At 72.7% G+C, this 20957-nt stretch carries 19 protein-coding genes; 9 read left to right on the top strand and 10 right to left on the bottom strand.

Going from position 1 to position 20957, the window contains the following annotated elements:
• Nucleotides 1-35: 35 nt before the first annotated feature.
• From AZE13_RS24125 to AZE13_RS24095, 7 genes are all read right to left on the bottom strand, one after another.
• Entirely contained in the window at nucleotides 36-464 is a 429-nt protein-coding gene (locus AZE13_RS24125) for a rhodanese-like domain-containing protein (RefSeq protein ID WP_066935834.1), read from the bottom strand.
• On the bottom strand, nucleotides 461-1066 hold the full coding sequence (locus AZE13_RS24120; RefSeq protein WP_066935831.1) for a cysteine dioxygenase: 606 nt from the start codon (nucleotides 1064-1066) through the stop codon (nucleotides 461-463). Before AZE13_RS24120 ends, AZE13_RS24125 begins: the two co-directional genes overlap by 4 nt.
• 157 nt (nucleotides 1067-1223) lie before the next feature.
• Nucleotides 1224-3407, bottom strand: coding sequence for an FAD-dependent monooxygenase (locus AZE13_RS24115; protein WP_258527957.1), 2184 nt, complete (start codon nucleotides 3405-3407; stop codon nucleotides 1224-1226).
• 219 nt (nucleotides 3408-3626) lie between these two features.
• Entirely contained in the window at nucleotides 3627-4577 is a 951-nt protein-coding gene (locus tag AZE13_RS24110) for an amino acid ABC transporter permease (protein ID WP_066935828.1), read from the bottom strand.
• Nucleotides 4578-4659: 82 nt separating this feature from the next.
• Nucleotides 4660-5307, bottom strand: coding sequence for an amino acid ABC transporter permease (locus AZE13_RS24105; protein WP_066935825.1), 648 nt, complete (start codon nucleotides 5305-5307; stop codon nucleotides 4660-4662).
• Between the two features lie 262 nt (nucleotides 5308-5569).
• Complete coding sequence (locus AZE13_RS24100) at nucleotides 5570-6481, bottom strand: glutamate ABC transporter substrate-binding protein (RefSeq protein WP_066935822.1); 912 nt, start codon at nucleotides 6479-6481, stop codon at nucleotides 5570-5572.
• A 56-nt stretch (nucleotides 6482-6537) separates the two neighbouring features.
• Nucleotides 6538-7323, bottom strand: coding sequence for an amino acid ABC transporter ATP-binding protein (locus AZE13_RS24095; RefSeq protein WP_066935820.1), 786 nt, complete (start codon nucleotides 7321-7323; stop codon nucleotides 6538-6540).
• 265 nt (nucleotides 7324-7588) lie between these two features.
• On the opposite strand from AZE13_RS24095, the gene AZE13_RS24090 reads away from it, so the two are divergent.
• From AZE13_RS24090 to AZE13_RS24080, 3 genes are all read left to right on the top strand, one after another.
• Complete coding sequence (locus AZE13_RS24090) at nucleotides 7589-8344, top strand: response regulator transcription factor (RefSeq protein WP_066935817.1); 756 nt, start codon at nucleotides 7589-7591, stop codon at nucleotides 8342-8344.
• Nucleotides 8345-8360: 16 nt separating this feature from the next.
• Entirely contained in the window at nucleotides 8361-9779 is a 1419-nt protein-coding gene (locus AZE13_RS24085) for a sensor histidine kinase (protein ID WP_066935815.1), read from the top strand.
• Nucleotides 9780-10102: 323 nt separating this feature from the next.
• Nucleotides 10103-10306, top strand: coding sequence for a cold-shock protein (locus tag AZE13_RS24080; protein ID WP_066935813.1), 204 nt, complete (start codon nucleotides 10103-10105; stop codon nucleotides 10304-10306).
• Nucleotides 10307-10389: 83 nt separating this feature from the next.
• Here the strand turns inward: AZE13_RS24080 and AZE13_RS24075 are convergent, their stop codons facing one another.
• A complete protein-coding gene (locus AZE13_RS24075; RefSeq protein WP_066935812.1) occupies nucleotides 10390-11385 on the bottom strand; it encodes a TAXI family TRAP transporter solute-binding subunit in 996 nt (331 codons plus the stop codon).
• Between the two features lie 163 nt (nucleotides 11386-11548).
• Between AZE13_RS24075 and AZE13_RS24070 the strand changes: the two genes are divergently transcribed.
• Nucleotides 11549-13546 (top strand): serine/threonine-protein kinase, encoded by a 1998-nt coding sequence (locus tag AZE13_RS24070; protein WP_258527956.1) that lies wholly within the window; start codon nucleotides 11549-11551, stop codon nucleotides 13544-13546.
• Nucleotides 13547-13566: 20 nt separating this feature from the next.
• Here AZE13_RS24070 and AZE13_RS24065 read toward each other — a convergent pair whose 3' ends face one another.
• Nucleotides 13567-14379, bottom strand: a complete 813-nt coding sequence (locus AZE13_RS24065) for a poly-gamma-glutamate hydrolase family protein (protein ID WP_258527955.1) — start codon at nucleotides 14377-14379, stop codon at nucleotides 13567-13569.
• 485 nt (nucleotides 14380-14864) lie between these two features.
• Between AZE13_RS24065 and miaB the strand changes: the two genes are divergently transcribed.
• Together miaB and AZE13_RS24055 are read left to right on the top strand one after the other, a co-directional pair.
• The gene (gene miaB, locus AZE13_RS24060) at nucleotides 14865-16388 is read left to right on the top strand and encodes a tRNA (N6-isopentenyl adenosine(37)-C2)-methylthiotransferase MiaB (protein ID WP_066935801.1); all 1524 of its coding nucleotides are present in this window, start codon (nucleotides 14865-14867) and stop codon (nucleotides 16386-16388) included.
• Nucleotides 16389-16494: 106 nt separating this feature from the next.
• Nucleotides 16495-17229, top strand: a complete 735-nt coding sequence (locus AZE13_RS24055; protein WP_066935800.1) for a class III extradiol dioxygenase subunit B-like domain-containing protein — start codon at nucleotides 16495-16497, stop codon at nucleotides 17227-17229.
• Between the two features lie 210 nt (nucleotides 17230-17439).
• Here AZE13_RS24055 and AZE13_RS24050 read toward each other — a convergent pair whose 3' ends face one another.
• On the bottom strand, nucleotides 17440-17937 hold the full coding sequence (locus AZE13_RS24050; RefSeq protein ID WP_147264709.1) for a hypothetical protein: 498 nt from the start codon (nucleotides 17935-17937) through the stop codon (nucleotides 17440-17442).
• Nucleotides 17938-18125: 188 nt separating this feature from the next.
• Between AZE13_RS24050 and miaA the strand changes: the two genes are divergently transcribed.
• The 3 genes from miaA (at nucleotide 18126) to dapF (ending at nucleotide 20719) form a co-directional block, all read left to right on the top strand.
• A complete protein-coding gene (gene miaA, locus AZE13_RS24045; protein WP_066935794.1) occupies nucleotides 18126-19064 on the top strand; it encodes a tRNA (adenosine(37)-N6)-dimethylallyltransferase MiaA in 939 nt (312 codons plus the stop codon).
• 108 nt (nucleotides 19065-19172) lie between these two features.
• Nucleotides 19173-19721: a hypothetical protein gene (locus AZE13_RS24040; RefSeq protein ID WP_066935791.1), complete on the top strand. Its 549-nt coding sequence runs from the start codon at nucleotides 19173-19175 to the stop codon at nucleotides 19719-19721.
• A gap of 113 nt (nucleotides 19722-19834) precedes the next feature.
• Nucleotides 19835-20719: a diaminopimelate epimerase gene (gene dapF, locus AZE13_RS24035; RefSeq protein ID WP_066935788.1), complete on the top strand. Its 885-nt coding sequence runs from the start codon at nucleotides 19835-19837 to the stop codon at nucleotides 20717-20719.
• Nucleotides 20720-20957: the final 238 nt, after the last annotated feature.

Here is a 20957-nt window from a genome sequence, read left to right as displayed (position 1 = left end):
CGCAAGGGGCGCAAGGGTGCTGGGCCCCGCTAGGTTCAGCCGCGTGCCGAAAGAGGCGCTGCTGCTGACGACGCCGCTGGGGTTGAGGTGTGTATCGGGAGTCCCGCGCGGCGCCAGGACTGGAAGCCGCCCGCGAGGTCGGTCGTGCGGTGCAGGCCCAGTTGGCGGAGGGAGAGGGCGGCGAGCGTGGAGGCGTAGCCCTCGTTGCAGATGACGACGATGGGAAGGTCGAGGTGGGTCGCTTCGGGGGCGCGATGTTCGCTGGTGGGGTCGAGGCGCCATTCGAGTTCGTTGCGCTCGACGATCAGGGAGCCGGGGATGGTGCCGTCGCGTGCCCGCAGCTGTGCGTACCGGATGTCCACCAGCAGACCGCCGGCCCGCTGGACGGCGGCGGCCTCTCGGGGGCCCGCCCGCCGGCCCAGTTCCCGCCGGGCCCGGACCAGTAGCTCGTCGACGGCACTCATGCCTCCGCCTCCCATGCCTCCGCCTCCCGCGTCTCCGGGGCCCGTGTCTCCGGGCCCCATTCCTCCGGGCGTTCGACGGCTTCGAGCCGGAGCAGCTGTCCGGTGCGGCTGTAGCGGCGCATCAGCGGCAGCGGCGGATAGTAGGCGTGCACCGATACGGCATGGGTGCCGGCGGACAGGCCGGAGAGGTTGAGCACCTGATGGACGTGGTGCGGGCCGAAGGCCCGGCCGCGGCCGTCGCGCAGCGTGCGTGCGCGGTCCACACCCTCGGCGAGTTCCAGGGTCTTCCAGCCTTCGGTGGGCAGTTGGGCGGCGAGCGAGTGTTCCGTCAGTTCGCCGGTGGCCACCGCGAAGGCGCCGCGGGAGCCCCCGTGGTCGTGCCAGCCGGTTCCGGTGCCGGGCGGCCAGCCGATCAGCCAGGCCTCACTGCCGCCCGGACCGTCCAGCCGGATCCAGGTGCGGCCTTCGGGGTCGAGCGGGAGCGAGGCGATGAGCGCCGCGTCCGTGGCGGTGCGGCGGGCGAAGCCGAGGAGTTCGGAAGCGCTGGGCCCGCTGCGGGTGCCGGAGGCATGCGGGCGCGCGGAGGTATGTACGTCGGGCACGGAGACCGTCCTGGGGGATCGCGAAGGGGCGCGGCCGCCGAGCAGGTTCAGGCGGCAGCGCGGGCAGGGAGACGCGGATCAACAGGACGGACGACACATGCAGCCCGCATGGCGGACCAGGTCCAGATGGACCCTCCGCCAGAATCGCGAGCCGGGATCAGTCACGCTCGGAGTGAAACATGGGGGATCCCACAGGGTCAACAGCGGAGGCCGCGTCCAGCCCGTGTCGGCCTGTGGAGTCCCCCTCGCCGGTGGTCCTCGTCTCGCCCGTGATCCCCGCCTCGCCCGTGGGTCCGTCCTCGCCCGTGGTCCCCTCCTGGCCTGTGGGTCCCTCTCCGCCGGGGGGTGCCGCGCTCCACGGGGTTCCCTCGCGGCCGGGGGCCTGCGCCTCGGCCTCGGTGGCCTCACCGGGCCCGGGCGTGGCCGGAGACCCGGACACGGTGGGCGACCCGGACACGTGTGGTGAGCCGGGTGGCCCGAGCGGCCCGGACGATGGCCCGATCGGCCCGGCCACCCCGGACGGCGCCGTGCTCACCCCGGACGCCGTGGCCCCGGCCCTCGCCCCGGCCCTCGCGCTCGCGCCTGCCCTCGATCCCGCACCCGCGCCCGCGTCTCCGCCCCGTACAGCCGCCGCACAGGCGGACATCTCAGCCGGGCGGACGCCGGACAGGGCGGTGACCAGATGGCCGTCGGGGCGCACGAGGAGGACGGTGTGGGCGGCGGCGCCCGGATAGGACTCGGTGACGAGGACCTCGGCGGGCATCGGCAGGGCGGCGACCGCGCTGGTCAGCTGGGGCATCAGGCCCGCCGACCGCCAGTGCCGGCGGTCCCAGACGGTGGTGCCGGGGGCCACCAGTACCACCAGGAGGCCCTGCCCCAGACGGTCCCGCAGCCGGACCACCGAGCCGTCGGACGCGGTCACCGGCACATCCGTGACCGGTGCCCCCGCAGGCGTCTCGGTGAGCGGACCGCCGGTGTGCTCGGCGGGCGGCGCCAGGGGAGTGCGGCCGTAGACGGGCGGTGCGCCCAGGGGGCCGCGGCCCAGGTGGCCGTCGGTCAGCAGGGTGCTGCGGCCGCGTGCCGCGCCCGGGAGCACGGTGCGCCAGCGGGCCGAGCCGCCGTCCCGGAGCAGCGGCAGTGCCTGGTCCGCGGCGCGCAGCCGGGCCGCGACCGCGGCTCGGCGCTCGTCCTGGTAGCTGTCGAGCAGCGTCTCGGAAGCGCCGTGGTGCCAGGCCAGGCTCAGCTTCCAGGCGAGGTTCTCGGCGTCGCGCAGCCCTTCGTCCAGGCCCTGTGTGCCGAGCGCGCCCAGCAGGTGTGCGGCGTCACCGGCGAGAAAGGTGCGGCCCTGCCGCCAGCAGCGCGCCAGCCGGTGGTGGACGGTGTGCACGCCGGTGTCGAGGAGTTCGTACGGGGGGACGAGCCGGCCATGGCCGTGGTCGTGACCGTGGCCATGGCCGTGCGACAGCGTCCCGCCGGCGTCCGGACCGGTTCCGTCCGCCGGAGCGGAGGCCGAGGAGCCGGCCGGGTACCCCGGTGGGGCCCCGGCCGGGGATTCGGCGGTCCAGCCGGCCAGGGAGTCGCGGATCCGGGCCACCAGGGCCTCCGGGGTGACCAGTTCGCGCCCCGGTGGCAGCAGCCAGTCCAGCCGCCACACGCCGTCGGCCAGCGGGCGGGCGGACACCTCGCTGCCCGGTCCGCCGCCCTGCCGGGGCGGCGAGCGGTGCAGCAGGGCCTCACCGGGCCAGGGGAGTTCACAGCGCAGCGCGGCCACCGCGTGCCGCTCGACGGCGGTACGGCCCGGGAAGCGGATGTCCAGCAGCTTACGGACGGTCGACCGCGGGCCGTCGCAGCCGATGAGGTAACTCCCGCGCCACCACGTCCCGTTGGCGCCGCGGGTGTGGGCGCTGACGCCGTGCGCGTCCTGTTCGAGATCGATGAGCCGGCCGCCGGTGACGACCTCGGCGAGCTTCTCACGGGCCAGCGCGGCGCGCAGGGCGCGGGTGAGCGTGTGCTGGGGGAGGTGGACCGGGGAGGCCAGGGCGGACGGGCCGGCCTCGTCGTCCGGGGTGCGCGGAGCGAAGGCGACGCGTTCGACCAGGCGCCGGCGGCGCATGATGCGCCAGGCCGTCCAGCGGGTGCCGTCGCTCTCCAGGGCGTCGGCGCAGCCGAGCCGGCCGACGAAGGCCGCGGTCTCCGCGCGGAGTACGGCCGTGCGGGCGGGCCGGGTGTCCTCCTGCCCGGTGGTCTCGTCGAGGACGAGGGAGGGGACGCCGAGCCGGGCGAGGGCGAGGGCGAGCGACAGGCCGACCGGGCCGGCCCCGACGATGATCACCGGGTCCACGGCGTCGCTCCCTGGGGCCGCTGGAACGTACGGGACATGCGGGAACTGGCGCTGGGAGCCCGGTGCGTGATCACACAGCGTATGCAACCCACTGCGGGCGTCGGCGTCAAGTGACGGAGGCGGTGGCGCCCTTGCCGCCGCCTCCGCACGGTCGGATATCGGCCGGTCCGGCCGGGCCCGGCGAAGCGGTCCCGCCCGGCTCCGGCCGGAACGGCGCGGCTAGTGCTGCGACCCCTTCGCGCCCTTGGCGCCCGTCGGGCCGTCCGGTGTCGCGTCGGCGACCTCCATCGCGTCGGTGGCGGTCACCGGCTCGGCGGCCCCCGCGACGCCGATGCCCGTCCTGGCCCGACGGCCACGCCGCTCGATCCAGTTGGCGAGGCCGGACAGTGCCAGGCACATCGCGACGTAGAGGGAGCCGGTGACGATGATGATCGGGACGTAGGTGTCGTTGCCGTTGACGATGATGTTGGAGCTCATCAGCCGGGCGGTGTAGAGGAGTTCCTCGAACGTGATGATGTAGCCGAGGGAGGTGTCCTTCAGGGTCACCACGAGCTGGCTGATGACGGTCGGCAGCATCGCCCGGACGGCCTGCGGGATCAGGACCGTCGTCATGACCTGGGTCTTGCGCATGCCCAGTGCGTAGGCGGCCTCGCGCTGGCCCTTGGGGACGGAGTTGATACCGGCCCGCAGGACCTCGGCCTGCACCGAGCCGTTGTAGACCGTCAGGCCGAGCACCAGCGCCCAGAACTGCGGCTGGTCGCCGGTGAGCCCGAGGCTCTCACGGTTGCTGAGGAAGATCACCCATACCGCGTAGATGGTGATCAGCAGCGGGACGGCCCGGAAGAGCTCGATGAACCCGGTCGCGAACCAGCGGACCGGCTTGTGGTCCGACAGCCGCGCCACGGCGAGCAGGACGCCCAGCGCCAGCGACAGCACCGCGGCGACCGCGAAGACCTGAAGTGTCGTCAGGACGCCGTCGCGGATGCTGGTCCGCACACCGGCGTAGTTGAAGATGTTCCATACCTCGGGTTCCAGCTGGCCCTTGGCGCTCAGCCGCAGTACGGCGAAGACGGCCAGGCCGAGCACCGCGAGGCTGCCGAGGACGGTGTAGACGCGGTTGCGCGCCCTCGCCTTCGGCCCCGGAACGTCGTAGAGAACGCTCGCAGTCATGCGGAAACCTCGCTTCGCCCGGCCTCGCATGCGCGCGGCACGTTCTTTGTGGTGACGAGTCTGACGAGTCTGCTGCGGCCGCTCACCGGGCCACCCCCAGCCGGCGCTCCAGCAGCCGGAAGAGGCCGCTGATGGCGAAGGTGATGATGAGGTAGGACAGGGCGACCCACAGGAAGATCCAGGCGATCGCGTACCCCTTGTCGTTGAGCAGCTTGGAGACGCTGAACAGCTCGGGGAAGCTGAACGCGCCGGCGATCGCCGAGTTCTTCGTCAGGGCGATGAAGATGCTGCTCAGCGGGGGGATCACGGTGCGGGTCGCCTGCGGGAGCACGATCAGCCGGAGGGTCTGGCCGAAGGTCATGCCCAGGCTGCGCGCGGCCTCCGCCTGCCCCAGCGGGACGGTGTTGATGCCGGACCGCACCGCTTCGCAGACGAAGGACGAGGTGTAGAAGCCCAGCGCCAGAGTGGCCAGTACGTAGGGGCTCGCGCCCGTGAAGAGGACCAGCGGCACGACGAAGAACGCGACCAGGAAGAGCAGCGTCAGCGGGGTGTTGCGCAGCACCGTGACCCAGGCCGTCCCGAACGCGCGCAGCGGCGGAATCGGGGAGACCCGGAAACCGGCTATGAGTACGCCGAGGACCAGCGCGAGCAGGCCGCTGGACGCGGTGATCGCCAGGGTTCCGAGGAACCCGTCCCGGAACTCGGGCAAATAATCGAGGAGTACGTTCATGGGGTCTCCGCGGTAGCGGTCAGGTCGGCGGCGGGGAAACGGCGGGATTCAGCGGGATTCAGCGGGATTCAGGGAGGTCCGGCAGGAATCGGTGGGGGGAGCGCGGGGAGGCCGACGGAATCAGGGGAGCGCGGGCGGGCCGGCGTCCGACCGGGCGCGAGGGCGGAGACGGCACGCCCCTGGCCCGCGACAGCGCGCCCCGTACACCCGGCCACGACGGGCGTACGGGGCGGCGCGGTCAGGAGCGGAGCGGGCCGGCGTTTCAGTACCGCGGCAGCGGCGTCTGCGGGGCGACGTACTTCGAACCCGACTTGCCGAGCGTGCCTTCGTACGCCTTCTGGTAGTCGCTGTTCTTGATGTGGTTCTCCAGCGCCTTGGTGATCGCCTCCCGCAGCGCCTTGTCGTCCTTGTTCAGGCCGACGCCGTAGGGCTCCTTGGTGAACGGCTTGCCGACGACCCGGAGCTTCTCGGAGCGCTGGGCGGCGTAGCCCTTGAGGATCGCGTCGTCGGTGGTGACCGCGTCGACCGAGCCGTCCAGCAGGTTCTTGACGCACTCCGAGTACTTGCCCATCTCGGTGGTCTCGGCGCCGTACTTGTCCTTCTTGATCTCCTGGAGCGGAGTGGAGCCGACGATCGAGCAGACCTTCTTGCCCTTGACCGCCTCCGGGCCCGTGATGGCCTTGTCGTCCTTGCGCACCAGGAGGTCCGCACCGGCGGTGTAGTACGGGCCGGCGAAGCCGACCTGCTTCTTGCGCTCGTCGTTGATGGTGTAGGTACCGACGTAGAAGTCGACGCCGCCGTGGGCGATCTTGGTCTCCCGGACGTTGGAGTCGACCGTCTGGAAGTCGATCTGCTTCTCCGAGAAGCCCAGGTCGGCCGCGATCATCTTGGCGATCTCGATGTCGAACCCGGAGTACGTGCCGGTGGCCGGGTCCTTGAAGCCCAGGAACGGCTGATCGGCCTTGACACCGACGGTGATCTTCTTGGCCTTCTGGGCCTTCTTCAGCACCGGTGAGTCGATCGTGACGTCCGAGGCGACCTTGTACGTCCCGCTGAAGACATCCCCGCCGGCCGGCTTGTCGCCCGCCGTACCGGCCTCGCCGCCGCACGCGGTCGCCGTGGCCGCCAGCGCGAGCACCACCGCACAGGCCGCAGCCGTCTTACCCATCCTCATGGTCAACATCCTTTGGTTCAGCACGTGTTGGCGGACATGGTGGCTCAACCGCGGCCTCAGTGGTGGAGGATCTTCGACAGGAAGTCCTTGGCGCGGTCGCTGCGCGGGTTGGTGAAGAACTGGTTCGGCTCGGCCTCTTCGATGATGCGGCCGTCCGCCATGAAGACGACCCGGTTCGCCGCCGAGCGCGCGAACCCCATCTCGTGTGTGACGACGACCATCGTCATTCCGTCCTGGGCGAGCTGCTGCATCGTGTCCAGCACCTCGTTGATCATCTCCGGGTCCAGCGCGGAGGTCGGCTCGTCGAAGAGCATCACCTTCGGGTCCATCGCCAGCGCGCGGGCGATCGCCACGCGCTGCTGCTGGCCGCCGGAGAGCTGTGCGGGGTACTTGTCGGCCTGGGTGCCGACCCCCACCCGGTCCAGCAGGGCGCGGGCCTTCTCCGCGGCCTTCGCCTTGTCCGTGCCGCGGACCTTGGTCTGCCCCAGCATCACGTTCTCGAGCACGGTCTTGTGCGCGAAGAGGTTGAAGGACTGGAAGACCATGCCGACGTCGGCGCGGAGCCGGGCCAGCTCCCGGCCCTCCTGCGGCAGCGGCTTCCCGTCGATGGTGATGCTGCCGGAGTCGATGGTCTCCAGCCGGTTGATCGTGCGGCAGAGCGTCGACTTGCCGGAGCCCGAGGGCCCGATCACGACGACGACCTCGCCACGGTTGATCGTCAGATCGATGTCCTGGAGTACGTGCAGCGCGCCGAAGTGCTTGTTCACGTTGTCCAGCACGACCAGCTGGTCCCCTGCTCGCTCGGGGCCCTTGGCGTTCTTGGTCACCGATACTTCGCTCATCGGCGTACAGCTCCGTCCTCCTCGGTTGGGAGGACCCTAGGCCGGGGTGCGAACAGCGTCATTACATCTGAGGGGAAATTGAGCATAACGATCCGGTCGCAGCGGAACACTGTGGGTGAAGCGGGGGAGGCGGGCCTCGGGGCCACGGCTGCGGTACCGGCTGGGTAACGGATGGCGGCCCGGAGGCGGCCTGCTCTTGACGTGTGTGCCCCCCATCGCCGTAGATGCCCTGTGGTCCGTACGTACGCACCCGGGAGGAGGACCGATGAGACTGCTGCTGGTCGAGGACGACGATCATGTCGCCGCGGCCCTGTCCGCGGTGCTGGCCAAGCACGGCCTGGCGCTCGTGCACGCGCGCAGCGGGGAGGAGGCGCTGCAGGCCCTGCTGCCCGATGACGCGGAGCCCTTCTCGGTGGTGCTGCTCGACCTCGGGCTGCCCGATCAGGACGGCTTCGAGGTGTGCGGCCGGATCCGCAGGATCTGCAGCACCCCGGTGATCATGGTCACCGCGCGCGCCGATGTGCGGTCCCGTATCCACGGCCTCAACCTGGGCGCGGACGACTATGTGGTCAAGCCGTACGACACCGGTGAGCTGCTGGCCCGTATCCACGCGGTGAGCCGGCGCGCGGTGTCCCCGGGGGACGGCGGCGGGGAGCAGCCCGCTGCCGAGGGCGCCGTGGCCGAGCCGCTGCGGCTGGGCGCGGTCACCGTCGAGCTGCCCACCCGGCAGGTGTCCGTGGACGGCACCGCGGTCCCGCTCACCCGCAAGGAGTTCGACCTGCTGGCGCTGCTCGCCCAGCGCCCGGGGGTGGTCTTCCGCCGGGAGCAGATCATCAGCGAGGTGTGGCGGACGAGTTGGGAGGGCACCGGCCGGACCCTGGAGGTGCATATCGCCTCACTCCGCGCCAAACTGCGCATGCCCGCCCTGATCCAGACGGTGCGTGGCGTCGGCTACCGCCTCGTCGTGCCGGCTCCCGGCCGGCCGGCTTCCCCGACGTCCCCGGCGTCCCCGGCGTCCTGAAGGCCGCCGCCGGCCCGTGCGCACCCGACTCCTCCCGCTCCTCATCGTCCTCCTGGCCGGTGTGCTGCTGGCGCTCGGCATTCCGCTCGGCGTCATCACGGCCGGTGTGGAGCAGCAGAAGGTGGTCATCGACCGGATCGACGACGCCGCCCGGTTCGCCTCCCTCGCCCAGTTCGTCACCGCCCGCTCCGACGCGGCCGACCGGCACGGTGCGTCGCGCGAGGAGGACGAGCGGCGGGCCACCCTCGGCGCCGAACTGGCGCGCTACCACGACCTCTACGGCGTACGCGCCGGCGTCTTCTACCGCGACCGCACCCCCATGGCCGCCGCCCCACGGGACATGCCGGTGCCCCGCCACGGGGAGGGTGCCCGGGCCTTCAGCGAGGCGCTGGCCGGGCGCCGCAGCCGCGATCCGCGCCAGGTGTGGCCCTGGGACGAGGGCGGCCGGGTCCCGGTGGCCTCACCGGTCATCCGCGACGGCGATGTGGTCGCGGTCGTGGTCACCGACTCGCCCACCGGCCAGATGCGGTCGCGCATCCTGCGCGGCTGGGCGCTGATCGGGGCCGGGGAGTGCGCGGCCATGCTCGTCGCGGTGGCCGCCGCCTTCCGGCTCACCGGCTGGGTGCTGCGGCCGGTGCGGGTCCTGGACGCGGCCAGCCACGACATCGCCACCGGCCGGCTGAAGTCCCGGGTGGCGGCCACCGCGGGACCGCCCGAGCTGCGCCGGCTGGCCCGCTCGTTCAACGAGATGGCCGACCACGTCGAGGACGTCCTGGAGCAGCAGCGCGCCTTTGTCGCGGACGCCTCCCACCAGCTGCGCAACCCGCTGTCCGCGCTGCTGCTGCGGATCGAGCTGCTGGCCCTCGAACTCCCCGACGGCAACGCGGAGATCGCCTCGGTCCGTACCGAGGGCAAGCGGCTGGCCCGGGTCCTGGACGACCTGCTCGACCTGGCGCTGGCCGAGCACTCGGCCGCCGACCTCCAGCTCGTCGATGTCGCCGCGCTGGCCGCCGAACGCGTCGACTCCTGGCGCCCGTTGGCCGATGCCAAGGGCGTCCGGCTCACCTACGAGGGGCAGGGCGCGGTCACCGGCTGGGCCGACCCGGTGGCCCTCTCCAGCGCGCTGGACGCCGTCGTGGACAACGCCCTGAAGTTCACTCCGGAGGGCCGGCCGGTCGTCGTCGGTGCCGCGCCCGACGGTGAGCGGGTGCAGATCGCCGTCGCCGACCGCGGGCCGGGGCTCACCGACGACGAACTCGCCCGGATCGGCGACCGCTTCTGGCGCAGCAGCCGCCATCAGAACGTCTCCGGCTCCGGACTGGGACTGTCGATCACCCGTGCCCTGCTCGCCGCGGGCGGCGCCACCATCGCCTACGCCCCGCATCCGCCGCACGGCCTCAAGGTCACGGTGACCGTGCCGCGCACCGGTCCCTGACGGGCGCGGCCGGGGCGCGTGCCGCCGGCGTGGCGATGGCGGTGGCGGTGGCGCGACGGTGGCGGTGTGTGATGCGGATCACTGATCGGTCCGTGCTGTGCCTGTGTTAGCGTGAACAGCGTTGCAGTTGTGGTACCCATGATGAACGTTGTGCGCGCCCGGAGGCTGGAAGCCCCGGGCGTTCCTTGTTTCCGGTCCTGTTCAGGTGCTTCCGGAAATCCTTTCCGGTGCTCCCGGGCCTGGTTCCGGTATGGGGCGATCAATTCGGCGACAAGGGAGGCCGCACGGTGCGGTCTCCGGTTTGCCCCATGAAGGAGAAAGACATGGCTTCCGGCACCGTCAAGTGGTTCAACCCCGAGAAGGGCTTCGGCTTCATCGAGCAGGACGGCGGCGGCCCCGACGTCTTCGCCCACTACTCGAACATCGCCGCCCAGGGCTTCCGTGAGCTCTTCGAGGGCCAGAAGGTCACCTTCGACGTGACCCAGGGCCCCAAGGGCCCGCAGGCGGAGAACATCGTCGCCGCCTGACACGCTCAGTGTCCCGTGAACGGGGCCCGCGCCGGCCTCCGGTGCGGGCCCCGTTCCGTGCGGCCGCGGGACCCGGGGCCGCCTCACGGCTTCTGCGACAGGTAGTACCGCCGGGCGCCCTCGTGCAGCCTCAGCGGGTCGGTGAACACCGCCGTGCGCAGGTCCACCCGCTGTGCGGCGTGCACCTGCCGGCCGATCCGGTCCCGGCTGTTGATCACGGTACGGGTGATGCCCTCGGTCAGGGCGGCGTCCGAGCGGTCCGTCGTCACCAGCAGATTCGCCACCGCTATCGTCTTCACCGCCTGTCCGTCCTGGGCCTGCGGATAGGCGTCGGCAGGCATCACCGCCGCCCGGTAGTAGCGGGTGCGCTCGTCCTGCCGGTGCAGCCCCTCGATCAGGTCCCCGAGCTGGACCAACCGGACCGGGAACCGCTGCGCCAGCTGCTGCACCGCCGTCGTCGGCAGCCCGCCCGACCAGAAGAACGCGTCCAGCTCTCCCCGCTCCAGCAGCTCCGGCATCCGGTCGATGCCGATGCGTACGGGCTCGATGTCCCGGTCGATGCGGAGTCCGGCCGCCGCCAGCAGCCGCCGGGTGATCAGCTGGACGCCGGAGCCGTCGGCCCCGACCCCCACCCGCAGCCGCCGCAGATCCTTCGCCGAGCGCACCGGGGACCCCTTCGGCACCACGAGCTGCATGTAGTCGTCGTACAGCCGGGCGCAGGCGCGCAGCCGGTCCGCGCCGGGCCCGCCGCCGCCCCGGTACGTGGCGACCGCGTCCGCCGTGGCGATGGTGAACTGCGCCTGCCCGGCGGCCAGCTGCCGCAGATTGTCGATCGACCCCTCGCTGCCGGCCAGTCGCAGGTCCAGCTCCGGCATGTCGTGCGCCAGATCCCGCCGGAGCAGCTCCCCGTAGCGCGCGTACACGCCGGTCGGGACGCCCGTGGCCAGGGTCACCCGGCCGCCCGCGGACCGCTCGCCGCCCGTCGACAGCAGCAGCCACAGCGCCAGCCCGAGGGCGACCAGTGCCGCGACCGCGGCCCGGAGGGCCCGGCGTCCGGGGCGGGGGAGTGCGGTGAGCATGGGCGGGATCCTGCCAGGACATTGGCTTGATCGGGAGGGGTGGCCGGAATTCCGGGGGCGGACGGCGCCTCTGCGCGCGGCAGGGATGCTGTGCCTTTCTGCCCGAAGTCCTGTGAAACGGGTCACTGTTGGGGTCGCACTGCGTACACTCCGTGACCGTGCGGTGAGGACCACACGGGCGAACGGGCGAGGAGTGACGGACGCGGTGCGGATGACGCCACAGGCCGGGGACCGGGTCGCCGGCCGCTACCTCCTCCAGGAGCGCATCGGCCGAGGCGGAATGGGTGTCGTCTGGCGGGCCTGGGACGAGACGCTGAAACGGCGCGTCGCGGTCAAGTGCGCACGTCCGGACGACGAGCGGGCCGCGCGGCGGCTCAGGAGCGAGGCGCAGCACGCGGGACGGCTGCACCACCCGAACATCGTGGGCGTCTTCGACTTCGTCGACGAGGACACCGCGTGCTGGATCGTGATGGAGTACGTGCCCGCCCGCAGCCTCGCGCAGATCATGGCCGAGCGCGGGCCGCTCACGCCCGACGACGCCGGTCCGGTCGGCTGCCAGGTCGCCGCCGCGCTGGCGAAGTCGCACGCCGAGGGCGTGGTGCACGGTGATGTGACACCGGAGAACATCCTCGTCACCGACGAAGGCGTCGCCAGACTGACCGACTTCGGGATCTCGCGGGCCCTGTGGAGCGAGGCCGCCCAGACCACGACCGGCGCGGTGCGCGGCAAGCCCCGCTATCTGGCCCCCGAGGTGGCCCAGGGGCGGCCGGCGGGCGAGAAAGCCGACGTCTTCTCCCTGGGCGCGTCCCTGTTCGCGGCGGTCGAGGGCCGGTCGCCGTACGGGGAGGCCGAGCACCTCATGGCGTACGTGGCCCGGGCCGTCGAAGGGCACATCGAGCCCGCACACCGGGCCGGTCCGCTCTCCGGCCCGCTGGCCGCGCTGCTGGCGGTGGAGCCCCGGCGGCGCCCCGACGCCGCCGCGGCCCATGCGCTGCTGACCGGCGCGGCCCCGCCGTCCCCGGACGTCCGGGGACGGCTGCACGACGGCCGCACCCGGTCGCTGTCGCGCACTGCTGCGACTCTCCGGCTGATACGGCCGGTGCGGCCGGTAGGCCGTCGGCCCCTTGGGGACCGCCGCCGCTCCCTGGCGACCGGGGCGGGGGCGCTGGTGACGGCGGCGGCGATCACGGCCGCGCTCGCCGTGCTCCACCCGTGGGGCCCGGGCGGCAGCGGCGGGGACCGCGGCGGCGGAACGGGCGTGGCCGGCGCGGAACCCCCGGCCGGCACAGCGGCCGCGGGCAGGGCCGGTACCGTCGGCGAGGCCCGTACCGCGGACCCCTGCGCGCTGCTCGACGCCCCCTCGCTGAGCCGCTTCGGCGCCACCGAACGGGATCCGGCCTATGGCGAGTTCGACCGCTGTGACGTCCTGGTGCGGAGCGGTCGCGACGGGGAGGACATCGCTGATGTCGAGCTGAACTTCGACGGGGATCCGGCGCGGTTCGAGGGGGACGTACCCACCCGGCGGGCCGGCAACGTCACGGTCGGGGCCTTCCCGCGTGACGGGGACACCTGCGTACGGAGCATCGCGACCGCCGACCGCAAGCAGATCCTGCTCATCGGCGAGCGGCTGGCGTCCCCGGCCCCCGACCCGTGCGCACTGGCCGACGCCGCCACCGACCACGCCGTGGCCCTGCTGGACCGGGGCCCGGTGCCCCGGCGCACCGCACCGCCGGCGCCCGCCTCCCTGGCCCGCCTCCACGCCTGCACCCTGCTCAACGGCACCGCGCGCAAGAAGGTTCCCGGCGCCGGCGCGCTGCGCGCGAAACCCGGATTCGGGGGCTGGTACTGCGCATGGGAGGCCCCGGACGGCGAAGCCGGCGTCACACTTCAGTTCAGCCGGGACAACACACTGGAGGACGACGGGGAACCGGTGGTCGTCGCCGGGAAGCGGAGCTACGTGGCACCGAAGGACGCCGGCGACGGCACCTGCGCGGTGCGGACACCACACCGCTCCTACACGAACGCCCAAGGCGACGACACCGTCGAGCTCTTCATCCTGACCGTGCGCGGCCCGCGGCCGGTCAACCGGCTGTGCGACACCGCCAAGGCGCTCGCGGCCACGGCCGCACGGAACATCGCGAAGAACCTGCCGGGGAAGTGACGCCGTCGGCAGCCGATCCCCTACCGGATGACCTGGTCCGGCCCGGCCTCCAGGCGGATGATGGCTGCACGGCAGGCGTCGGTGAACTTCCGGAAGGCGTCGTTGTAGCTGGTGCGGCGCCCGGTCTGGGAGAAGGTCTTGAACATGCTCCTGCGCAGCTCCGTCGTGAGCTCCAGCTGGCCGCCCTTGCCGAGCATGGTGCGGTTGCAGGGATTGCGGACGTGGTCGCCGTTGAGGTCGGGCTTGGTCGCGCCGTCAACGGTCTGGAACCCGGCGGCGCGCAGTTCCTCGGTGAGGTACCGCTGGAAGGCGGTGTTGCGTCCGCCGATCACGACCGCTTCGGGCCGCTTGGCCGGGGCTCCGGCCTGCTCGGCGGTGCAGCCGTGCAGGCTGAGGACGTTGAGGCTGCTCGCGGCCATGGAGAGGGCGACATGGTCATCGCAGTTCTTCGCGGTGACATGCAGTTCGCGGTTGGACGGGACGCCCGGATTCGACTGCGACGGCTTCCGCAGTCCTTCGAACATCCAGTAGTCGTAGACGGGTCCGCCGGCCGGCCGGGCCGTGAGGTCACGGGGGTCGTATCCGGCGATTCCCAGGCAGAGTTCGGACGTCCCGGGTTCGATACCGCCGCCGTGCATCGCCATGATCATCGTGCGTATGTAGGGGGAGGAGAGGGCCATGTCGTCGTCGGCCATCTCGTGCCGCCGGTAGCGGCGGGTGTACTCGGTCCCTTCGCCGTTCGGCAGCTTGGTGTACAGGTCCGTGTGGGAGTGGTACTTGTCCCCGATCCCGGACGCGTGGGCCTCGCCGGCACCCCATGTCGAGGTCAGCAACGGGGCGGCCGTCGCGGCAGCGAAAGCGGACAGAACGGTGCGTCGGGTGGTGTGTGACGTGGCCAATGGTGGTCTCTCGACGGGCAGCCTCGGCGGTCGGCCGCCGGCTGCGGGGACTTCGGGGGAGCGCGGCCGGCGACGGCGGCTCTCCGCGTCGTACGGGGCTACTCGGCGTCGTACGGCGCTACTTGCCGGCGGACATCCGCATCGATGACTCACGTTCACTTGATTGAGGGCCCGAAAGGGGCAAAGTCGCCCCTTCGTTAGGACTATCACTTTGCGCTGCTTCACCTCAAACCATGTCTGATGTGGTGTTGAGGAGATATCGGCCACGGGGCCGACGTGCGTTCCCCCTCCGGATCCGGGATCCCGTCGGCGCCCCGGCTCCGACCCGGGGCCGGGGGTCGATCTTGATGCTCCGGGCCGGTCGGCCCGGCGCGGTATCGGCGTCGAGAGGTACGCCGGGCACCGCCTACCCTTGTCGTATGACCAGCAGCGACCGGAGCCAGGCAGCAGTGGACGTTCAGCAGAGCAAGACGTACGAGATCCGCACCTACGGGTGCCAGATGAACGTCCATGACTCCGAGCGGCTGTCCGGGCTGCTGGAGGAGGCCGGATACGTCCCCGCGCCCAAGGGCGGCGAGGGCGCCGATGTCGTGGTGTTCAACACCTGCGCGGTGCGGGAGAACGCCGACAACCGTCTCTACGGCAACCTCGGGCAGCTCGCCCCGAAGAAGGCCGCGCGCCCCGGGATGCAGATCGCGGTGGGCGGCTGCCTCGCCCAGAAGGACCGGGACACCATCGTCAAGAAGGCGCCGTGGGTCGATGTGGTCTTCGGCACGCACAACATCGGCAAACTGCCGGTCCTGCTGGAGCGCGCCCGTGTCCAGGAGGAGGCACAGGTCGAGATCGCCGAGTCCCTGGAGGCGTTCCCGTCCACGCTGCCGACCCGGCGCGAGAGCGCCTACGCGGCCTGGGTGTCGATCTCGGTCGGCTGTAACAACACCTGCACGTTCTGTATCGTCCCGGCGCTGCGCGGCAAGGAGAAGGACCGCCGGCCGGGCGACATCCTCGCCGAGGCCGAGGCGCTGGTCGCCGAGGGCGTCAGCGAGATCACCCTGCTCGGGCAGAACGTCAACGCCTACGGTTCCGACATCGGGGACCGTGAGGCCTTCAGCAAGCTGCTGCGGGCCTGCGGGAAGATCGAGGGCCTGGAGCGGGTCCGCTTCACCTCCCCGCACCCCCGCGACTTCACCGACGATGTGATCGCCGCCATGGCCGGGACGCCGAACGTGATGCCGCAGCTGCACATGCCGCTGCAGTCCGGCTCCGACCGTGTCCTCAAGGCGATGCGCCGCTCGTACCGCCAGGAGCGCTTCCTGGGCATCATCGAGAAGGTGCGTGCCGCGATGCCGGACGCCGCCATCTCGACGGACATCATCGTGGGCTTCCCCGGCGAGACCGAGGAGGACTTCGAGCAGACCATGCACGTGGTGCGGGAGGCGCGCTTCGCACAGGCCTTCACGTTCCAGTACTCCAAGCGCCCCGGCACCCCGGCGGCCGACATGGACGGCCAGATCCCCAAGGCCGTCGTCCAGGAGCGCTACGAGCGCCTGGTCGCGCTCCAGGAGGAGATCTCCTGGGAGGAGAACAAGAAGCAGGTCGGCCGCACGCTGGAGGTCCTGGTCGCCGAGGGCGAAGGGCGCAAGGACGACGCGACGCGCCGGCTGTCCGGGCGTGCGCCCGACAACCGGCTGGTGCACTTCACCAAGCCGGAGGAGCCGGTGCGGCCGGGCGATGTGGTGACCGTCGAGGTCACGTACGCCGCTCCGCACCACCTCCTGGCCGAGGGGCCGGCCAAGGCGGTCCGCCGTACCCGGGCCGGCGACGCCTGGGAGAAGCGCAACGCCGCGGCGGCGGAGAAGCCCAAGGGTGTGCTGCTGGGCCTGCCGACGATCGGTGCTCCGGCGCCCGCCCCGGCCCCGGCCGCCGGCTGCGGCTGCGACTGACCCGGAGAGACCGGCCCCACGGCCGGCGGATCCGGCCACCGGGAGCCGACGCCCCGGGCAGCGGCCCGTGCCGGGCGGCCGTCCCCGGGGCGTTACGCTGCATGGCATGCTCGTAGCCGCCGCCCTCTGCCCCTGCCCGCCGCTGCTCGTCCCGGAGGTGGCCGCCGGCGCCGCCCCCGAGCTGGACGCGCTGCGCGCCGCGTGTCTGGACGCGGTCGGGGTGCTCGCCGCCTCCCGCCCCGACCGGCTGGTCGTCCTCGGCCCCGCCGACGAGGCCGGCCGTGGGGCGTACCCGCAGGGCGCGGCCGGTTCCTTCCGGGGCTTCGGGGTGGATTTCGAGGTGACGCTGGGCGCGGGGGAGGACATGCCCGGGGAAGGGCCCGGGGACGGGCCCGAGCGGGAACTCCCGCCGTCGCTGGCCGTCGGCGGCTGGCTGCTGTCCCGCGCGGACTGGGACGACTCCCCGGTGGAAGGGCTGGGCGTCGCCGAGCAGATGCCCGCAGAGCGGTGCCTGCCGGCCGGCCGGGAGATCGCGGCGTCGGCGCCGAGGGTGGCGCTGCTGGTGATGGGCGACGGCAGCGCCTGCCGGACGGTCAAGGCGCCCGGCTACTTCGACGAGCGGGCCGAGGGGTTCGACGCCGCCGCGGCCCGTGCGCTGGGAGCCGCCGACATTCCCGCGCTGACCACGCTCGACGAGCGGCTGGCAGCCGACCTCCAGGCGTCGGGACGGGCCTGCTGGCAGGTCCTCGCGGGGGCGGCCGAGGGGGCCGGGCTGAGCGGCCGGCTGCTGTGCGACGAGGCTCCGTACGGCGTGGGCTACTTCGTGGCCACCTGGTCGTAGCGCGCGTCATCCTTGGACAGCCGTCCGAACTCCGGGCCGTCGTCCCGCGCGTCACCCGCATCCGCTGTCCGCATCCGCCGTCCGCATCTGCCTTTCGCACCCGCATCCGCATCCGCGGACATGACAGCGGCCGCGGGGGCGCCTCCCCGCGGCCGCTGGGCCACGCCTGCTCCGGGCGCGCTCCGGGCGCGCGCACGACCGGCGCGTGGACTACTTCCGCGCGCCCTCGCCGGACTCGCTGTCCGTGGCGGCCGGTGCCGACTGCTGGCGGGGGATACCGGCGCTCTCGGCGGCCTTCTCCGTACGCGCCTCGCCGTCGGCGGCAGGCTGGCGGACCGGGGCCTTCCGGTCCGCGTCACCGGCCGCCGCCGAAGCCGCGGTTTCCCCCGCTTCCCCCGCCTCCGCCGCGGCCTTGGGGGACGCGTCGTCCTCGGCGGACTCACCGTCGCCGGTGGCCGCCTCCGCGCCTCCGGCCTGCCCGTCTCCCCGGTCCTCAGCGGCCTGCCCGGCCCCCTCGGCCCGGTCGCTCTGCTCGGCGGCAGCCCCCTCGGCCACCGCGCCCCCCTCGGCCCCCTCCGCTTCCGTGGCGCCCTCGGCGTCCGCCGGAGCGGCCGGCTCCGCCGGTTCCTCCGCCTCGGCCGTCACCGTCGCAACGGCACCCGCCTCCGTCGACGCTTCGGACTTGCGGCGACGAAACCGCGAAAACACGCCCATAACTGCTCCTACGCTCTCCATATGACGGAAACCCCGGGCCGCCCGGAGCGGACCGTTACGCCGCCCACGGGCGCCGGTGCTGCACCGGATCTGTCGGGACCTCGCAACAGGCAACGACGTCACCGGTAGCCCGTCACGTCGCTCGTTCGAGATGAGGCCATGAGGTTTGCGAGACTGACGGGGTGAACACCGCCGTTCCCGCTCCGCGGGTCATCGCCGTCGTCGGCCCCACCGCGGCCGGAAAGTCCGATCTCGGGGTCGCGCTCGCCCAGCACCTGGGCGGCGAGGTCATCAACGCCGACTCCATGCAGCTCTACCGCGGTATGGACATCGGCACCGCCAAGCTCACCCTCGACGAGCGGCACGGCGTCCCGCACCACCTCCTGGACATCTGGGATGTCACCCGCGCCGCCAACGTCGCCGAGTACCAGCGGCTGGCGCGCGCCGAGATCGACCGGCTGCTCGCCGAGGGGCGTACCCCGGTCCTCGTCGGCGGTTCCGGCCTCTACGTACGGGGCGCGATCGACGCCCTCGACTTCCCCGGCACCGATCCCGAGGTGCGCGCCCGTCTGGAGGCCGAGCTGGCCGAACTGGGCAGTGGCGCCCTGCACGCCAGGCTGTCCGCCGTCGACCCCGAGGCCGGCCGCGCGATCCTGGCCGGCAACGGGCGCCGCATCGTGCGGGCCCTGGAGGTCATCGAGATCACCGGTCGCCCCTTCACCGCCAACCTCCCCCGCCATGAAGCGGTCTACGACACGGTCCAGATCGGCGTCGACGTCGCGCGTCCCGAGCTCGACGAGCGGATCGCGCGGCGGGTCGACCGGATGTGGGAGGCCGGCCTGGTCGACGAGGTGCGCCGCCTGGAGGCCCAGGGCCTGCGCGAGGGCCGTACGGCGTCCCGGGCGCTCGGCTACCAGCAGGTGCTCGCCCAACTGGCGGGGGAGTGCACCGAGCAGGAGGCGCGCAATGAGACGGTGCGCGCCACGAAGCGCTTCGCGCGCCGTCAGGACTCGTGGTTCCGCCGGGACCCCCGGGTCCACTGGCTGAGCGGTGCGGCCGAGCACCGGGCGGAACTTCCCGGGCAGGCACTGGCGTTGCTCGAACGACCGGTCACAGCCTGATCACGTCATGGCATCGGGACGCCCCGGCCGTCATCCGGGCCGCTGAGGGCGTGTCATCATCGACCTTCGATCGAGGCGTGCAATCTGCAGTGGGGAGGGCGCGTGGCAATGGAGGCCGGCCCTCGCAACAGAGCGCAGCAACCGGACAACGGCGCTGATACGGCACCGCTGGCCGAGGACGGCCCGGACGCCCAGGACGTACCCGACGTGCCGGACGAGCTGTCCGGCATCGGCACGCTCACCGCTCCGGACGCCCTGGACGGTTCCGACGGCCCGGACACCGATGCCGACGGCCCCGGCGACGGCAGCGGGTGCGGCGAGTCCTTCCGCGAGTTGCGCCCGCCGCGCCGGCTGCGGCTGTGGCAGCTCGCGCCGATCGTCGGACTCGCCGCCGTCGGTTCGCTGATGTTCGCCTTCCCCCTGGCCTTCCAGTTCGGCGGCGACGGCCGCGCGGTGATCGCGATGCTCGGCCTCCTGCTGTGCTGCTGCGCCGCGGGCTGGGGCATGATGGCCGCCCGTCGCGTCGGCCACACCTGGCCCGGCCTGCCGGCCCATGGCTCCGGCCGCCGCGCCGGCTGGCGGGTGATCCTGCTGTACGCCCTGGTGGTGGCCGTCCCCGCCTCCCTGGCCATCTGGCGCGTGGCCCGGCTGCGCTGAGGCGCCCGGTGTGCGCGCCTCCGCGCGGCTCCCCGTGCGGGCCGTGCCTTCCCGGGGTGCCGTGCCTCCGCCCCCGTACAGCCGTATCCCCGCCATCCCCGTACGATGCAAGCGTGACCAGCACCGCGCGCCCCGACCGCATCGCCTTCCTCAAGGCCCACGGCACCGAGAACGACTTCGTGATCGTTCCGGACCCGGACGGCCGTCTCGACCTGCCCGCGGCCGCCGTCGCCAGGATCTGCGACCGGCGGGCCGGCCTCGGCGGCGACGGGCTGCTGCACGTCGTACGGTCCGCCGCGCACCCGGAGGCGCGTTCCCAGGCCGATGAGGCCGAGTGGTTCATGGATTACCGCAACGGCGACGGCTCCGTCGCCGAGATGTGCGGCAACGGCGTCCGGGTCTTCGCGCGCTACCTGCTGCACGCGGGCCTGGTCGAGGCCGGCGATCTGGCCATCGCCACCCGCTCCGGCGTACGCCGGGTGCACCTCGCCAAGACCGGCGACGTCACGGTCTCGATGGGGCGCGCCGAGCTTCCCGACGAGGGCGTCGTCGTCACCCTCGGGGGCCGCAGCTGGCCGGCCCGTAACGTGAACATGGGCAATCCGCACGCCGTCGCGTTCGTCGAGGATCTGGCGCACGCCGGTGAGCTGCGCTCGGTACCGCCCTTCAGCCCGGCCGCGGTCTATCCCGACGGGGTCAACATCGAGTTCGTCGTCGACCGTGGTCCGCGGCATGTCGCGATGCGGGTCCATGAGCGCGGCGCGGGCGAGACCCGCTCCTGCGGCACCGGCGCCTGCGCGGTCGCCGTGGCCGCCGCGCGCCGGGACGGTGTGGACCCGGCGGAGACCGGCACTCCCGTGACGTACACGGTCGATGTGCTCGGCGGCCGCCTCTCGATCACCGAGCTGCCCGACGGCACGGTCGAGATGACCGGGCCGGCCGAGATCGTCGCCGAGGGCACCTTCGACCCCGCCTGGCTGGCCGCCGCGCTCGCCTGAGGAGGGGCGGGACGCGCGGGACGGACTCCCCGGGGCGCCGAGGCGAGCGGAACCGCGCCCGACGGGACGCGGAACGCACGCCTGACGGGGCCGGGGATTCCGGTTGTGCCACCCGCGGGGGAAACGGTTCCGGCCAAAAGGTTCGCTCGAACGGGTGGTCCGTATCACTCTGAGCGAGAGGCGTACAGCGCAGCGTGATGGGCTCGATAGCATCAAGCACCGGCCCGGGCGTCCGACA

Origin of the sequence: Streptomyces sp. NBRC 110611, assembly GCF_001590865.1 — a bacterium.
GTDB lineage: Bacteria > Actinomycetota > Actinomycetes > Streptomycetales > Streptomycetaceae > Streptomyces.
This window is presented reverse-complemented; position numbering and strand designations above follow the sequence as displayed.

Bases quoted from the DNA above. Each gene is read 5' to 3' on its own strand.
- AZE13_RS24125 (WP_066935834.1), bottom strand. From the start codon at position 464: ATGAGTGCCGTCGACGAGCTACTGGTCCGGGCCCGGCGGGAACTGGGC.
- AZE13_RS24110 (WP_066935828.1), bottom strand. From the start codon at position 4,577: ATGACTGCGAGCGTTCTCTACGACGTTCCGGGGCCGAAGGCGAGGGCG.
- AZE13_RS24105 (WP_066935825.1), bottom strand. From the start codon at position 5,307: ATGAACGTACTCCTCGATTATTTGCCCGAGTTCCGGGACGGGTTCCTC.
- AZE13_RS24100 (WP_066935822.1), bottom strand. From the start codon at position 6,481: ATGAGGATGGGTAAGACGGCTGCGGCCTGTGCGGTGGTGCTCGCGCTG.
- AZE13_RS24095 (WP_066935820.1), bottom strand. From the start codon at position 7,323: ATGAGCGAAGTATCGGTGACCAAGAACGCCAAGGGCCCCGAGCGAGCA.
- AZE13_RS24090 (WP_066935817.1), top strand. From the start codon at position 7,589: ATGAGACTGCTGCTGGTCGAGGACGACGATCATGTCGCCGCGGCCCTG.
- AZE13_RS24080 (WP_066935813.1), top strand. From the start codon at position 10,103: ATGGCTTCCGGCACCGTCAAGTGGTTCAACCCCGAGAAGGGCTTCGGC.
- AZE13_RS24075 (WP_066935812.1), bottom strand. From the start codon at position 11,385: ATGCTCACCGCACTCCCCCGCCCCGGACGCCGGGCCCTCCGGGCCGCG.
- miaB (WP_066935801.1), top strand. From the start codon at position 14,865: ATGACCAGCAGCGACCGGAGCCAGGCAGCAGTGGACGTTCAGCAGAGC.
- AZE13_RS24055 (WP_066935800.1), top strand. From the start codon at position 16,495: ATGCTCGTAGCCGCCGCCCTCTGCCCCTGCCCGCCGCTGCTCGTCCCG.
- AZE13_RS24040 (WP_066935791.1), top strand. From the start codon at position 19,173: ATGGAGGCCGGCCCTCGCAACAGAGCGCAGCAACCGGACAACGGCGCT.